Here is a 15279-nt window from a genome sequence, read left to right on the forward strand (position 1 = left end):
TTTATACAATTTTGGAATACACTGATGAGTTCTGATTGGTCGCAATACCTAAATTTAGCAAAAGAACTTGCTGGTCAAGCAACTATTGCTGCTGAACAGGAGGCGCGATTGAGGGATGCTATCAGTCGTTCGTATTATCTTGAGTTTTTTAAGCTATCATATCACTATCGGTTATTATTTGATTTATAACAATGCTTGAACCTCTCTATGAACAGGATTTTCAAATCTGGATTGATTCAACAATTCAGCATCTAAGAAATGGTCAATTTGAATCCCTTGATATTGAACATCTGATTGAGGAATTAAATAGTTTGGGTAAATCCGAGCAGAATGCACTAAAAAGTAATTTAATGATATTGTTAGCTCACTTGCTAAAGGTGAAGGTGCAATTTGATGCTCCAGATACTATGAAAATGAGTTGGTATAATTCAATTATTGAACATCGCCAGCGAGTCTTAAGCAGTTTAGAAGATACACCTTCTTTGAAAACTTTTCTTGTTCAAGCAATTGATAAAGCCTATCCTCAAGCTTGTAAATTAGCAATTAAGGAAAGTAAATTTGCTGCTTTGGGGGTGCGAATTCCTGATGTTAGTGAATATCCTAATGTTTGTCCATTTTCTCTTGAGCAGATATTAGATGATAATTTTTATGGTTAGTTATCGGCTCTAGCCTCTTCCAACAGAGCAATTACTTGCTCCCTAGTTACAGTTGGAAATCCTTCTAAAAAATCATCAATTGACTCTCCGGCTTCTAAATAGTCAAAAAGTGTTTGAACAGGAATCCTAGTGCCAATAAAAACAGGAGTTCCGCCCATGATTTCACCGGAAATGCTAATCATCTGAAAATTCTGAGACATAAGCCTAAGTAGTTGTAGGGTGCGTCGCCATGAAAATAGCGGGCACGGGGACACCGCCCCTACGAGCGAGCTACGAACCTTTGGACTGTTCGGACATCTGCCGCATTCCCACAGCCAATACGCTCAAAAACAAAAGCCCCACTGCCCCAGCCAACGGATTGCCGTTAATTCCTGTCACCCAATCGGGAACAGAGCCAGAATATCGAACTAACTCTCCGATGTTAATTATATAGTATCCCCAGACTAAACCTGCATGAAGCCCGATCGACAAACCCAGCCTATCTTTGCTCGCCTCTTCTTTTAGGACTAATTTCAAATAATAATTCAGCCCGGTAGAAGCAGACATCAAACTCCAGAAAGAAATTCATGTGTCCCATAATTAATGGAGCATTCCTGTCTTTTGTCCAAGCAAAAGCTAAATCCACTGGAGGAAAGCGCTCAATGTTCGCCCTCAATACCAATGCCCGCGCCTCAAACCTAGCCAAATTGCCTCCTAATGGAACAGAAAGTGTTTGACGTTCCCAAATTGCTCCTAATCTTAATCCCATTTCGTAGGGCAATACGTTAACACTAGAACCTGTATCTAGCAAGCCTGATGCACTTAAAGAGCAATTGTGATAAGTTAAAGTTAGTGGCAAGTAAGGCAATGTACTTAATGCACCCAGTTGCGGATCGATTTCGGTAAACGCAAATCTGACTTTATCAACCATGTTTTACTGCTTTTTCTTCTGATAATGCCTGCGCTAAAACAGCAGCGGCTTCAAAAGAGTTGTAGGAATTAGTGCTAGATGCTTTGCCTGGCTCTTCTAGCGGAACTATACCTGATTCTTGCAGTAATTCGGATACGATAAAATGCAGTAGTAAAAGTTTGTCAGTGTGAGGCAAATCTTTCACGAGTGGTAGAAGTTCAGCAAGCTGCATAAAAATTGCCCAAGGTTGGTGGTAGAGTATGGTCTTATCTATTATGCCATTTTCAAGGATTGATTAATCCGATCGCCCTTTTGAACGTTCTGACATTTGCCGCATTCCCACAGCCAAGACGCTCAAAAACAAAAGCCCCACTGCCCCAGCCAACGGATTGCCATTAACTCCAGTCACCCAATCGGGAACAGAGCCAGAATATCGTACTAACTCTCCGATGTTAATTATATAGTATCCCCAGACTAAACCTGCATGAAGCCCGATCGACAAACCCAATCGATTTTGACAGTTGCGCTTTGCCAAAACCAGTATCAAACCCAACAACAACAAGCCCGGAAACTGAGGCCAACTCCGCAGCATTGCCTCCACGGGTTTGATAAAATGAGATAGGGCAAATACCAGGCTATTCGCCCGCACAGAAATTTGATTGTTGTAATCCCGCTGCAACTCGTCGAGCAACCAACCACGGAATACCAACTCCTCCGCAAAACCCACTCCCAGGGCGCTTAATAGCCCTTCTGCGATGATTCGAGGCAAGTTATCAGAATTTTGCCACGAGACAAAGCCGAACAGTCCTTGCACTAAAAACAGGGTGAAAGTGATCGAAAGCCCGATCGCCAATCCAGTCAAAAGTTCAAAACCGTTTTGTCGCGTATTTACTAAACCGTAACTTTTGAGTAATTGGGTTTGTCCGTAAACCTGTTTTCCCCAGCGCCGCACTAGGAAAAGAAATTCGACAAACAACAATCCCATTGTTAGAATAGTTGCGAGGTTGCTATCTTTAACTAAGAGATAAATTGGGGTGGCGACGGGCAGCCAGATTGTTGCTAAGATTAATAAAAAAATTATTACACGTAATAGAAATGGATAATTTGCTATTTTGTTGGCGTTAATCATTGGTTGTAAATTATTTTAAATTCGGTAAATTCGACTGTTCGACAGTCCGACAGTCCGACAGGGATTTAAATCTCTGTCTCATAGCGAAAGTCCTCTGAAAGAAAACTGAAATTTATCAGATTATTATCGAGGTTTGCAGTCGGTTGAAACCGACTTTCGATATGAGACGGGGATTTAAATCCCCGGCGGGCTTGTGGGTGAATGGGAGGACTTTAGACTGAAATCCATCACACTCTAATCGAGGTTTGTAGTCGGTTTAAACCGACTTTTGCTATGAGACGGGGATTTAAATCCCCGGCGGACTTGTGGGTGAATGCGAGAATTTTTGGCGGGGTCAGATTTGAGTAAATCCGAGAGTTAGAGTTGAGTACATCCGAGAGTTAGAGTTGGATAAATCTGAGAGAATGTACAAAGGCCGCAGAAAAAGCTAGAATAGCATCATATCGGTTGAAACTTTAAGCAAAGCAAAGCCATAACATCAGATGACTGAAGTATCGGATTTCTCAAATGTCGATCGCGAATTAGACGACACAATATTAAGTTTCGCAGACATTCAAGCAGAACTCAACCTGCGCCGCGCTAAAGATGCTCTGCGAGATATAGTAGAACATCTCGATTTGACACCACAAGAGCGAACTGGACTGGAGCCGGAAATTGGCGGCTTGGAAACAATGCTCGACAAGCTAGAGCGCGCTTGCGTGCAAATCGCTGTGTTTGGGATGGTAGGAAGGGGGAAATCTTCGGTTTTAAACGCGCTACTCGGTCAAAATGTGTTTGAAACTGGCCCGACTCACGGCGTGACTCGTACCACAACTATTGGCCAGTGGGATGTCGGAGATGGTGTTGATGACGGTTTACCCGATCGACTTTCGCCTGTTATTTACCGTTTATCGCAAGTAGAATTAATCGATACTCCGGGAATAGATGAAGTTGACGGCGAAACTCGCGAACTTTTAGCCCGCCGCGTTGCTAAACAAGCAGATTTAATTTTGTTTGTAGTTGCTGGCGACATTACGAAAGTCGAATATCAAGCACTTTCGCAGTTGCGGGAAGCCGGAAAACCGATGTTATTAGTATTTAATAAAATTGACCAGTATCCCGATGCAGATAGACTGGCAATTTATCATAAAATTCGGGACGATCGCGTGAGAGAATTGTTATCTCCCGATGAAATTGTGATGTCGGCGGCTTCACCTTTGACAGCGCAGGCGGTGCGCCGTCCCGATGGAAGTATGGGAGTCAAAATGACGCGCAGTTTGCCACAAGTGCAAGATTTAAAATTAAAAATTTTGGAGATTTTAGACCGAGAAGGCAAATCTTTGGTCGCGCTGAATACGATGCTCTGTGCGGGAGATATTAACGAGCAGTTAGTACAGCGAAAAATGGAAATTCGAGATGATGCTGCTAATCGCATTATCTGGAATGGCGTAATGACTAAAGCTGTGGCGATCGCCCTAAATCCAATTACTGTAGTTGATATTCTCAGCGGTGCGGTAATTGATGTGGTGATGATATTAACACTCTCTAAAGTTTACGGCATTGCGATGACAGAAGCGGGGGCGGTGGAATTGCTGCAAAAGATTGCGATTAGTATGGGGGGAATTACTGCTGGCGAATTGTTGGCTAATTTGGGTTTGAGTTCTTTGAAAGGATTGTTGGGTTTGGCTACGCCGGCGACGGGGGGTTTGGCTTTAGGGCCTTATTTGTCTGTGGCGGTGACTCAAGCTGCAATTGCGGGGGTTTCTTCCTACGGAATCGGTCAAGTTACTAAGGCTTATTTGGCTAATGGTGCTTCTTGGGGAGATGATGGGCCGAAGGCTGTTGTGAGCAAGATTTTGTCTTCTTTGGATGAGGATTCTATTTTAAATCGGATTAAGGAAGAGTTGCGGGCTAAGTTGGATTTGGGAAGTGTGGAAAAACAGAAATTTTAGTGATAAGCAGCAAAAAGGAAGAAGGAGCAACTATGAAATAAATAAAAATCATAATAAACAACCAATTATTAATAACCAATTACCAGAAAGAATTGGTTTAAAGCCTCTCCCTTAAAGGCGAGAAATTAAAATAAAACTATTCTCCAATCCTCTTCCTTATAGGTAGAGGTCGCACTCATCTGTCAACTGTCAACTGTCAACTGAATGAACAATTATTACTATCGCCCTTGATGACGCCAATCGCTCGCTCTGACTTTGACAAGGCTGGCACTGCGTACTTTACCGCCTGCTTTGACGATCGCCGGGTAACTCTCACATTAGGAAGATTGGAACTTAAATTCTTGAGCTAGCGCGTCACAATTCTTCAAAAGAAACCAAAAAAGCCTGATAAATCCAAGCCTAAGAGCAATAACCCAAATGTAACTCAAAATAATTCCTTCTTGTAGGTAGCTGAAAATCAGTGATAAGGAGCCGAAAATCATTAAACCTACACGAGTCCAGAGCACTGTGGTGACAAAGCGCAAGTTTCTTAAAAGAACTCTCTTTAAGGAGATTGCAAATCCCAAAAAAGCAAGAGAAAACAGGAAATTTATTCCGACATCAAGATAACCTAAAAGCTGCTGACTTAAAATTTCTCTTAATTGTGGAATAAAAATTAAAGATATTGTCCGTAAGAACAGAGCCAGACCAATGGGGAAAAAGAATATCCTGATTACTCCGCCTGTCCATACACTTAATGTACCCTTTTTAACCAGCACATTATTTAGTTTAACACTATATTCTATTACACCCGAAAACTTGGCTTTGAAAACCAGTTCATAGCTTGACATTTCTCCATCTTCACTGACTTTAAAGTAGTGGTTAGAGGTCAGAGCGAGATAGTTTTTTTTTCGGAAATCGTTTTGTTATCATGAACAATACTTTCTTTTCCTCCCAACTGGCTTATAATTAATTGTATTTTATGACCACTGACATTAAAACATACTTTAGACATAGCAAATTTTTTCCTTATCTTATGCTTCAAATATTATGCTTCAAATATGCTGATGTCTAACTATTAATTAGACTGACTTTTTCAGTATAATACCCCGATGTGAGTGATGAGACTGAAACTTTTTAGGTTATTTACCGATGTTAATAATCATACACCGATTTTAATAATAACAGGACTTACGCAACTGGCACAGGTTGGGCGAGTGCGGCAAATAAGGTGTGCTGTGCACACCCTACTCTAATTCCGGGAAGGCGGACTTTGTTTGTTAAGCCACCAATTCGATTCGGCGGGTTAATATCGAATTTTTAATCCGAATTCGATTCGGCGGCTTAACATCAAGTTTTTAACCCTAATTCGCTCCTATTTCTAACCCCGATTTTTCTCCGACCAAATGCGGGTTGGTAGTCCCCAAACATAGACAAATCCTTCGGCAGCTTTGTGGTCGAATTCGTCCTCTGCGCCGTAGGTTGCTAAGTCGAAACTGTACAGAGAATTGTCAGATTTGCGGCCGACAATAGTCGCATTTCCTTTGAATAGTTTGAGTCGCACGGTTCCAGTAACTCGCTTTTGCGTGTCCTGAATAAATGCGTCTAAAGCTGTTTTCAAAGGATTGTACCAAAGACCGTTGTAAATCATTTGGCTGTAGGTTTCTTCGATGCCGCGCTTGTACCGAGTCACATCTGCTGTCAGCGTCAAACTTTCTAAGTCTCGGTGCGCGTGCATCAAAACTAAAATCGCTGGTGTTTCGTAAATTTCCCGCGATTTAATCCCGACTAGGCGGTTTTCAATCATGTCAATCCGGCCGACTCCGTGGTTGCCAACTATTTCGTTGAGTTGGGAAATTAGGGCGACTGGTGATAAATCTTTGCCGTTCAAACTGACAGGATTGCCGCCATCGAAACCGATTTCTAGGTATTCGGGTGTGTCGGGAGTTTGCTCGATCGCCTTTGTCATCAAATAAACTTCCTCCGGCGGTTCAGCCCAAGGATCTTCCAGGATTCCGGCTTCAATTGCCATTCCTAATAAGTTGCGATCGATACTGTAAGGCGAAGACTTTTTCACCGGGGACGGAATTCCGCATCTCTCGCCGTATGCGATCGTTTCCTCGCGGCTCATTTTCCACTCCCGCGCTGGTGCTAAGATTTTAATCTTGGGATTCAGCGCGCCGATCGACACATCGAACCGTACCTGATCGTTTCCTTTGCCTGTGCAACCGTGGGCGATCGCATCTGCACCGTATTTTTCCGCAGCTTCTACTAACAATTTAGCAATCAGCGGGCGAGCCAGGGCAGTCGAAAGGGGATAACGGTTTTCGTAAAGTGCGTTAGCTTGAATGGCTGGAAACGCATAGTCTTTGACAAATTCCTCGGTAGCATCAATAACTAAAGATTCCGAAGCACCGGATGCTAAAGCTTTTTTGCGGATCGGTTCTAATTCGTCTCCCTGTCCCAAATCAGCGGCCAGAGTAATTACCTCTTCCACACCCCACTCGTTTTTGAGGTAAGGAATACAGACGGAGGTATCTACTCCGCCCGAATATGCTAGTACAACTTTTTTAGCGCGACTCATTGCTCTTTACATCCTGAATTTAACTGACATCTTGCACCCGCTGTGAATCAGCCTTTTAGGGGCGGGCAAGATGCCCGCCCCACAATAAAATTAAATTTTTGCGGCACAGGCATCTTGCCTGTTCTGGAGAATGGTGTAAGATGCCCGCCCCACAATAAAATTAAATTTTTGCGGCACAGGCATCTTGCCTGTTCTGGAGAATGGTGCAAGATTTGATATTTAACCGACTTTTCATTATGCACCTAATTGAGATCGATTCTTGTCAGAAATAGTACAGATTTATATATTCTTTTTTTGCTAAACTTGGCTATTTCCTGGGGGAGTTGCTGCGAAAAATCTGCTACCGTGGAATACGGTAACTGTGGCAATGGGGAAAAGGCGTGTTTTTTAGTGTTGTGATTCCGACGTATAATCGTAAACCGATTTTGGCAAAATGTCTACTGGCTTTGGAAAATCAGCACTTCGGTGAGATTGTCAGAGAGTATGAAGTAATTGTCGTGGACGACGGCTCGACCGACGGGACTCTGGAGTGGTTGGCCGCAAATGCTGATTTTTTGCCTCATGTGCGATCGATCTGTCAATCTCACCAGGGCCCGGCGGCGGCACGGAATTTGGGCGTTGAAGATGCTAAGGGCGATACGATTATTTTTATTGACAGCGATTTGGTGGTAACAGAGCATTTTTTGCAAGCACACGCCGATGCTTTACTACAGGGTTACAAAGATACTGATGCTGTTTTTACTTACGGCAGTGTGATTAATACTTGCAATTTCGACAATCCTACCTCAGAGCCTTACAAAATCACCGATTTTTCAGCGGCTTACTTTGCTACGGGAAATGTGGCAATCGCCCGCCACTGGCTGCTGGATGCTGGACTTTTTGACAATCGCTTTCAACTGTATGGATGGGAAGATTTAGAGTTGGGAGTTAGGTTGAAAAAATTAGGTTTGAAACTCATTAAATGTCCGAATGCTGTCGGCTATCACTGGCATCCACCTTTTAGTTTAGAGCAAATTCCGGGCATGATTGACCGCGAAATTCAGCGCGGGAGAATGGGAGTTTTGTTTTATCAAAAACACCCAACTTGGGAAGTAAAGATGATGATTCAAATGACTTTTTTGCACCAAATCCTGTGGGGAGTTTTATCATTAGGTGGGATGCTGAACGAGCGAACGATGACTCCTTTTTTGCAGTGGTTGATTGACCAAGGCAAGCCCCAGCTAGCTTTAGAAATTGCTCGGATTTTTCTGAATTGGTATAACGTGAAAGCCGTATACGCCGCTGGCGGGGAATTGCAGGCAGAGACAAAGATACCATAAATCAGCCCGACAGCGCAAATAAAATATAAGATATTGTAGGAGTTTTTCAGGGCCCATTGGTGTCAACTTAAGCTTATAATTAGTAACAGCATACTGTTTTACAATTATGCCTAGACTGCCCTAGCGCTGCTTAATAAGGGGAATTTATGGAACTCAAGACTTGGATACAAACCAGAAAAACACAGAATTTTAGTCTTAAGTTGACACCCATGTTCCGACCTGTTTTAATTAACCTTTCCAGTGAGGATATCTACTCAAAAAAATACAAAACAAAGCCACCTGATCAAGGCAGGCAAAACCGGGTTATAGAAATTTTAAAAGTTTTACCTTTAATCAAGATTGCTTGCTTAGCCTGTGATTTGAGGCATCTAGGCTGTCTTCTTACTCGGCTCCGATAATTTGAGCCACCAACATTTTCAAATGAGCATTATTTTTGATATAATCACAGATAATTTAGGAGTGTGCTATAGAGCCAATAGTTGTGCTGGTTTATCTGAGAGTGTTAGCTACAAGCCGTTAATGACTTTAAAAATATTCCCACATATACAACTTGAATAGTTTGAGGGTCTGCTGTGAATACAACTGACAATAAAAATCCAATACTAGAAACACTTAGAATTCAAAACACTGTCTTACAAGAAAATATTTTAATGGTAGACGACCATCCAGAAAGCTTGCGGCTTTTATCCCAGCTTTTGTCTAAGCGGGGATATAAAGTGCGGCCGACACGAGATGGCAAATTGGCTCTTAACTTTGCTCTGTCGAGTCCACCAGACTTGATTTTGCTGGACATCATGATGCCCGGTATGGATGGCTATCAAGTCTGCGAACAGCTAAAAGCTTGTCCGCAAACCAAAGATATTCCTGTGATTTTTATCAGCTCTTTAGATGAAGTTTTTGATAAAGTCAAAGCTTTTTCGCTGGGGGCGGCAGACTACATTACTAAACCATTTCAAACAGAAGAAGTGGTGAGTCGCGTCGAAAATCAACTGCTTCTGAGCCGTCTTTATAAACAAATTTTAGCACAAAATGCGCGGCTGCAAGCAGAAATAGAAGAACGCAAGCGGATCGAAGCCGAACTCCGAGACAGCCAATGCTGGCTGTCGGCAGTAATTAAAACACATCCTAATCTTTTGTACGTTTCCGATTTAATTGAACAGCGAACTCTGTATATCAACCGCGAAATCTATAGCGATATTGGCTATTCTTTTGAAGAAATCCAGCAGATGGCAGGAGGATTTCTTCCTAACTTAATACACCCTGACGATTTGCCAGGATTCTCAGAACACCTGAGCAAGATTGAGGCAGCAAAAGACGGTGAAAGCTTTGAGTTTGAGTACCGAATTCAGCACAAAAATGGTGAATATCGCTGGTTTGTTAGCGTGGATACAGTGTTTGCCAGAACAGCCGACGACAAACCTTGGAAAATTTTGGGAACGGCTACTGAAATTAGCGATCGCAAACAAGCCGAACTCGAACTTAAAACAGCTTTAGCTGCTTTGGAACGGCAAATCAAACAAAGATTTCTGATAGAAACAATTACTCTCGAAATTCGATACAGCTTAAATCAAGATCAAGTTTTTCAAACAGCGACTGCCCAAATAGGTCGAATTTTTAATGCTGATTGCTGCTTAATTCATACTTACACCGAACACCCAATTCCCCGAATTTCTAATGTTGGTGAGTACAGAAAAACAGCTTCTACATCGCTTTTAGATTTAGAAATTCCCATACAGGGCAATCCTCACATTCAGTTTGTATTTTCCCAAGACCAAGCTGTAGTTTTTGACGATGTTTTTTCCGAACCGCTGCTAGAAAATGTCCGAGATTTGTGCTTTCAAATAGGTTTGAAGTCGATGATATCTATCCGCACTTCCTATCAGGGAAAAGCCAACGGAATGATATGCTTGCATCAGTACGATCGCCCCCGCCACTGGACGCAGGAGGAGAGCCGATTATTGAACGCTGTGGCGGCACATATGGGAATTGCGATCGCTCAAGCCAATCTTCTCGAACAAGATAAACAACAGCGACTTAAACTTCAACACAGCGAAGCTAGTCTAGCAGCAGCCCAGAAAATTGCCCATATCGGCAGTTGGGAATTTGATGTCGTCACAAATAAAAGTATTTGGTCAGAAGAAGTATTCGGCATTTTTGGTCTTGACTCAACCGCACCTGAACCGACATCTGCCCAACTTTTACAGATGTGTCATCCCGACGACAGAGACTTGTTCCAACAAACTGTCACCCTCGCTATCTCACAAGGAATTTCCTACAAAAAAGAGTTCCGATTTTTGCATCCGGGCGGTCAAATCCTATACGTGGAAGCAAGGGGAGAAGCTGTTTTTAACGAAACCGGGGCAGTAATCAAACTGTTGGGAACAGTCATGGATATTAGCGATCGCAAACAAGCCGAAGCAGCTTTACAAATTAGCGAAGAACGTTTTTATCTGGCATTTGAAGGCAGTGCGATGGGATTGTGGGATTGGAATCTTGCGACGGGAGAAGTTTATTTTAATTCGCGGTGGAAGACAATGCTGGGATATGAAGTAGAGGAGGTAGAAAATAGTTTCCCAGGGTGGGAAAAACTGGTACATCCAGAGGATTTGCGTCCGGCTATAGCAGCGCTAAATGCTCACCTGGAAGGCAAAGAGCCGACTTACGAAAACGAATTTCGGATGCTGACAAAATCCGGCGAGTGGAAGTGGATTTTAGCTCAAGCGAAGGTGATGGAACGCGATGCTTCGGGAAATCCTTTGCGGATGACTGGCACGCATATTGATATTAGCGATCGCAAACAAGCCGAAGCAGCTTTGCAATTTAGCGAACAGCGAGAACGAGAAAAAGCACAACAGTTAGAAAAAACTCTGGAAGACTTAAAAAAGGCTCAATCTCAGCTCATTCAAGCGGAAAAAATGTCAAGTATCGGGCAAATGGTAGCGGGAGTAGCCCACGAAATTAATAACCCCATCAGCTTCATCTACGGCAATATTATTCCCGCCGCACAGTACGCTCGCGATTTGGTAAAATTGATCGATCTCTACCAGCAACACTATTCCGAACCAGTTCCCGAAATTGCCCAAGAACTGGCAGAAGTCGAGGTAGATTTTATCGCTGAAGATTTCCCAAAAATTATGGCTTCAATGCAAGAAGGTGCTAACCGAATTAAGCAGATCGTGCTGTCTTTGCGAAACTTTTCTAGACTCGACGAAAAGGAGTGCAAAGTAATCGACATTCATGAAGGGATAGAGAGCACTTTGGTGATTTTGCAGCACCGATTGCAGTCACAGCCAAAACGTCGGGAAATTCAAGTTATTAAAAATTATGGCGAACTGCCAAAAGTCGAGTGTTATCCGGCTCAATTAAACCAGGTATTTATGAATTTGCTGGTGAATGCGATCGACGCTGTGGAAGAGTCATTAGTCATCACTCATTCGTCATTAGCAAACAATATATCAACAGTTACAAATGATGCTGGAAAAATGTTTGAGAAAAATCCTCAGATTCGCATTAGCACTGAAATAAATAGGGACAATCAAGTTGTTGTGCGGATTGCTGACAATGGGCCCGGTATCCTTCCCGAAGTTCAGTCAAGGATGTTTGACCCGTTTTTTACTACAAAGCCGATCGGCAGTGGCACTGGTTTGGGATTGTCGATTAGTTATCAAATTGTGAAAGACTCCCACGGCGGTAAGTTGAAGTGTCATTCAGAAGTTGGCCGGGGAACAGAATTTGCGATCGAACTGCCGATTTCGCAAAAAATGAAAAGTAAAACCTTTTATTAAGGTTAATTGACGGCAAATAATATCAAACCCTGACATTTGATCCGATATTTCATGGGAAACATCTGTGGTCTAGTTTAATCTTATCTTAATCGTGATAGAATTAAAAGCTACTTTTTTCGCTGCTAGACGTTGCACTCTTTCTCTTGGGAATGAATTTTACAGTTGATTTCATACATATTATTTCAACTCGCGTCTGTAGCATCTACTACATTTTAACTGACTTATGACTGACTCAATACGCTTCCTGATGTGCGCTCCCGACCACTACGATGTCGATTATGTAATTAACCCTTGGATGGAGGGAAACGTCCACAAATCATCGCGCGATCGCGCTGTCGAACAGTGGGAAAAACTCTATCACGTCCTCAAAGACAACGCCCTTGTAGACCTCGTACCGCCAGAAAAAGGCTGGCCGGATATGGTGTTCACCGCCAACGCAGGTTTGCTTTTGGGCAATACTTTTGTCCTCAGCCGTTTCTATCACAAAGAACGTCAAGGCGAAGAACCTTATTTCAAAGCATGGTTTGAAAGCAAAGGTTTCACCGTGCACGAACTCCCGAAGGACTTGCCGTTTGAGGGCGCAGGTGATGCTTTGCTCGATCGCGAAGGACGCTGGCTGTGGGCTGGATACGGCTTCCGTTCCGAACTCGACTCGCACCCGTTGCTAGCAAAATGGCTCAACATAGAAGTGCTTTCGCTGCGTCTTGTAGACGAACGTTTCTATCATTTAGATACCTGTTTTTGTCCCCTAACAGGTGGCTATTTGCTCTACTATCCAGCAGCATTTGACTCCTACTCCAACCGCTTAATTGAAATGCGAGTTGCGCCGGAAAAACGCATTGCCATTGAAGAAGCAGATGCCGCCAATTTTGCCTGCAATGCCGTCAATATTGACAAAACTGTGGTAATGAACAAGGTCAGCGAAGGCTTGAAAACGCGGATCGCTCAAGCAGGCTTCAAAGTCATTGAAACGCCGATGAGCGAATTTCTGAAAGCGGGCGGTGCTTGTAAGTGTTTGACGCTCAGGGTAACGGAACCGGTGCAAGAAGATCGATCGGCAAACGTGATGGTAGAAAGCCGCACAATTCGCATGGCTGGTCACTTGCTCGATGCGGGTTTAATCAGCCGCGCTTTAGACTTAATTATCGAAAACGGCGGCAGTTTCCAAGTGCTCAATTTCAATTTAGGAGAGCAGCGCCAAAGCACATCTTCTGCGGACGTTAAAGTTTCGGCTCCTTCCCACGATGTGATGGAAGAAATCATGGGATTGCTGATTGACTTGGGTGCAGTTCCGCCGCCGCAAGATATTTGCGACGCTATTTTAGAAGATGTAGTGCAGGATGGCGTCGGCCCGGATGACTTTTATGTTAGTACGATTTATCCCACGGAAGTGCGGGTAAGCGGTCAGTGGGTGAAGGCGCGCAATCAGCGAATGGACGGTGCAGTTGCGATTACTGAAACCGCAGAAGGCCCAGTGGCTACGTGCAAATTGTTGCGGGATTTAAAAATAGGTGAAAAAGTCGTTGTGGATGTTGTCGGTATTCGCACGATTCGCAAAACAGAATCGCGAGAACAGCGTAATTCTCAAGAATTTAGCTTTATGTCCGGTAGCGTTTCTAGTGAGCGCCGGGTAGAGTTGGTAGTGGAACAAGTAGCGTGGGAATTGCGCCAAATTCGCGATCGGGGTGGTAAAGTTGTAGTGACGGCGGGGCCTGTGGTAATCCACACTGGCGGCGGCGAACATTTAGCGCATTTGATTCGCGAAGGTTACGTGCAAGCATTGTTAGGTGGAAATGCGATCGCGGTTCACGACATGGAACAATCGAGCATGGGAACTTCTTTGGGAGTTGACATGAAACGCGGCGTTGCTGTACGCGGCGGACACCGACACCACTTGAAAATGATTAACACGACACGGCGTTATGGAAGTATTGCTAAAGTCGTTGAAGCAGGCGTGATTACCAGCGGTGTGATGTACGAATGCGTGAAGCACAATATACCGTTTTCGCTGGCTGGTTCGATCCGCGATGACGGGCCGCTTCCCGACACGCAAATGGATATGGTTAAGGCTCAAGAAGAGTATACTGAGCTGTTACGGGGCGCGGATATGGTGTTAATGCTGTCGTCTATGCTGCACTCGATCGGTGTGGGAAATATGACTCCGGCTGGTGTAAAGATGGTCTGTGTGGACATTAATCCGGCTGTGGTGACGAAATTGAGCGATCGGGGGTCGATCGAATCTACGGGAGTTGTCACCGATGTGGGATTGTTCCTGAGTTTGTTGGTAAATCAATTGGATAAGTTGACTAGCCGCCATCATGTAACTCAATCTGTGTAGATTCGGCGGTTGAAACAATGTAGACTCGGCGGTTGAAACCGCGTCTACACAAACGCTGTAGACTCGGCGGACTCAAGAATAGAGCGCGTAGGGTGCGCCGCAGCGCACCTTACGAAATTCCTACAAATGTTGAGAGGAAAATCAATGGTACAGGAATTAATAGACCTGAGAAATTGTATTTTAGAGGGCAGAAATGAAGATGCTATCTTGATTGTCGATGAATTAGAGGGCATGAGCAAACAAGCAACTCTGCGGAATATCGGTTCTTTTTTACTAATTCTGCTAATCCACTTAATTAAAAACCAAGTAGAGCAGCGTTTAACTAATTCTTGGGCTGCTTCTATTGCTAATTCTGTCCGAGGTATTAAAAAGCTAAATCTCAAAGATAATAAAACATCTTACTATATCAATGCCGATGAGTGGGAGCTTTTCATAGAAGATGAACTAGAAGCCGCAATTCGTGAGGCTAGTAGGGAAGTGTTGGAAGGAAGGTTAAGCCGCGCTCAACTTGCTAAGAGGGTGGACAGAGAGCAAATGGTTGCGATCGCAAATCAGCTACTATCCCTGACATACACTTATGCTAGAGGAGAATTCGAGGATGCGATCGACGAATATTTATCGCAGTTACCTGGGGGTGAAGATTGGAATGTAGAGAGTTAAAAAACATTA

The 15279-nt window shown here is 43.6% G+C and carries 13 protein-coding genes; 6 read left to right on the top strand and 7 right to left on the bottom strand.

The window, feature by feature from the left end; translation table 11 throughout:
- The first annotated feature begins 191 nt into the window (after positions 1-191).
- The gene (locus tag QUA44_RS14710; RefSeq protein ID WP_333252096.1) at positions 192-656 is read left to right on the top strand and encodes a DUF29 domain-containing protein; all 465 of its coding nucleotides are present in this window, start codon (positions 192-194) and stop codon (positions 654-656) included.
- Here QUA44_RS14710 and QUA44_RS14715 read toward each other — a convergent pair.
- The 5 genes from QUA44_RS14715 to QUA44_RS14735 form a co-directional block, all read right to left on the bottom strand.
- Positions 653-838, bottom strand: a complete 186-nt coding sequence (locus QUA44_RS14715) for a DUF433 domain-containing protein (protein ID WP_333309746.1) — start codon at positions 836-838, stop codon at positions 653-655. The genes QUA44_RS14710 and QUA44_RS14715 overlap by 4 nt on opposite strands.
- 88 nt (positions 839-926) lie before the next feature.
- Positions 927-1172, bottom strand: coding sequence for a hypothetical protein (locus QUA44_RS14720; RefSeq protein ID WP_333252094.1), 246 nt, complete (start codon positions 1170-1172; stop codon positions 927-929).
- Positions 1135-1566, bottom strand: coding sequence for a hypothetical protein (locus tag QUA44_RS14725; protein ID WP_333252093.1), 432 nt, complete (start codon positions 1564-1566; stop codon positions 1135-1137). The genes QUA44_RS14720 and QUA44_RS14725 overlap by 38 nt, the downstream gene beginning before the upstream one ends.
- Positions 1559-1777 (bottom strand): hypothetical protein, encoded by a 219-nt coding sequence (locus QUA44_RS14730; RefSeq protein ID WP_333252092.1) that lies wholly within the window; start codon positions 1775-1777, stop codon positions 1559-1561. The genes QUA44_RS14725 and QUA44_RS14730 overlap by 8 nt, the downstream gene beginning before the upstream one ends.
- Positions 1778-1840: 63 nt before the next feature.
- Positions 1841-2674, bottom strand: a complete 834-nt coding sequence (locus QUA44_RS14735) for a lysostaphin resistance A-like protein (protein ID WP_333252091.1) — start codon at positions 2672-2674, stop codon at positions 1841-1843.
- A 482-nt stretch (positions 2675-3156) separates the two neighbouring features.
- Between QUA44_RS14735 and QUA44_RS14740 the strand changes: the two genes are divergently transcribed.
- Positions 3157-4605: a GTP-binding protein gene (locus QUA44_RS14740; protein WP_333252090.1), complete on the top strand. Its 1449-nt coding sequence runs from the start codon at positions 3157-3159 to the stop codon at positions 4603-4605.
- 317 nt (positions 4606-4922) lie between these two features.
- On the opposite strand, the gene QUA44_RS14745 is transcribed toward QUA44_RS14740, so the two are convergent.
- Positions 4923-5435 carry a hypothetical protein gene (locus QUA44_RS14745; protein ID WP_333252089.1) on the bottom strand — a complete coding sequence of 171 codons (513 nt, stop codon included), beginning with the start codon at positions 5433-5435 and terminating at the stop codon, positions 4923-4925.
- 530 nt (positions 5436-5965) lie between these two features.
- A complete protein-coding gene (locus QUA44_RS14750) occupies positions 5966-7168 on the bottom strand; it encodes an argininosuccinate synthase (RefSeq protein WP_333252088.1) in 1203 nt (400 codons plus the stop codon).
- A 380-nt stretch (positions 7169-7548) separates the two neighbouring features.
- On the opposite strand from QUA44_RS14750, the gene QUA44_RS14755 reads away from it, so the two are divergent.
- The 4 genes from QUA44_RS14755 (at position 7549) to QUA44_RS14770 (ending at position 15270) form a co-directional block, all read left to right on the top strand.
- The gene (locus QUA44_RS14755; RefSeq protein ID WP_333252087.1) at positions 7549-8487 is read left to right on the top strand and encodes a glycosyltransferase; all 939 of its coding nucleotides are present in this window, start codon (positions 7549-7551) and stop codon (positions 8485-8487) included.
- A gap of 572 nt (positions 8488-9059) precedes the next feature.
- On the top strand, positions 9060-12272 hold the full coding sequence (locus tag QUA44_RS14760) for a PAS domain-containing protein (RefSeq protein ID WP_333252086.1): 3213 nt from the start codon (positions 9060-9062) through the stop codon (positions 12270-12272).
- A gap of 223 nt (positions 12273-12495) precedes the next feature.
- Entirely contained in the window at positions 12496-14610 is a 2115-nt protein-coding gene (gene argZ, locus QUA44_RS14765) for a bifunctional arginine dihydrolase/ornithine cyclodeaminase (protein ID WP_333252085.1), read from the top strand.
- A 144-nt stretch (positions 14611-14754) separates the two neighbouring features.
- Positions 14755-15270, top strand: coding sequence for a DUF29 family protein (locus QUA44_RS14770; protein WP_333252084.1), 516 nt, complete (start codon positions 14755-14757; stop codon positions 15268-15270).
- Positions 15271-15279 lie beyond the last annotated feature (9 nt).

It is taken from the genome of Microcoleus sp. N9_A2 (assembly GCF_036701775.1).
In the GTDB taxonomy this organism is placed as follows: Bacteria; Cyanobacteriota; Cyanobacteriia; order Cyanobacteriales; family Microcoleaceae; genus Microcoleus.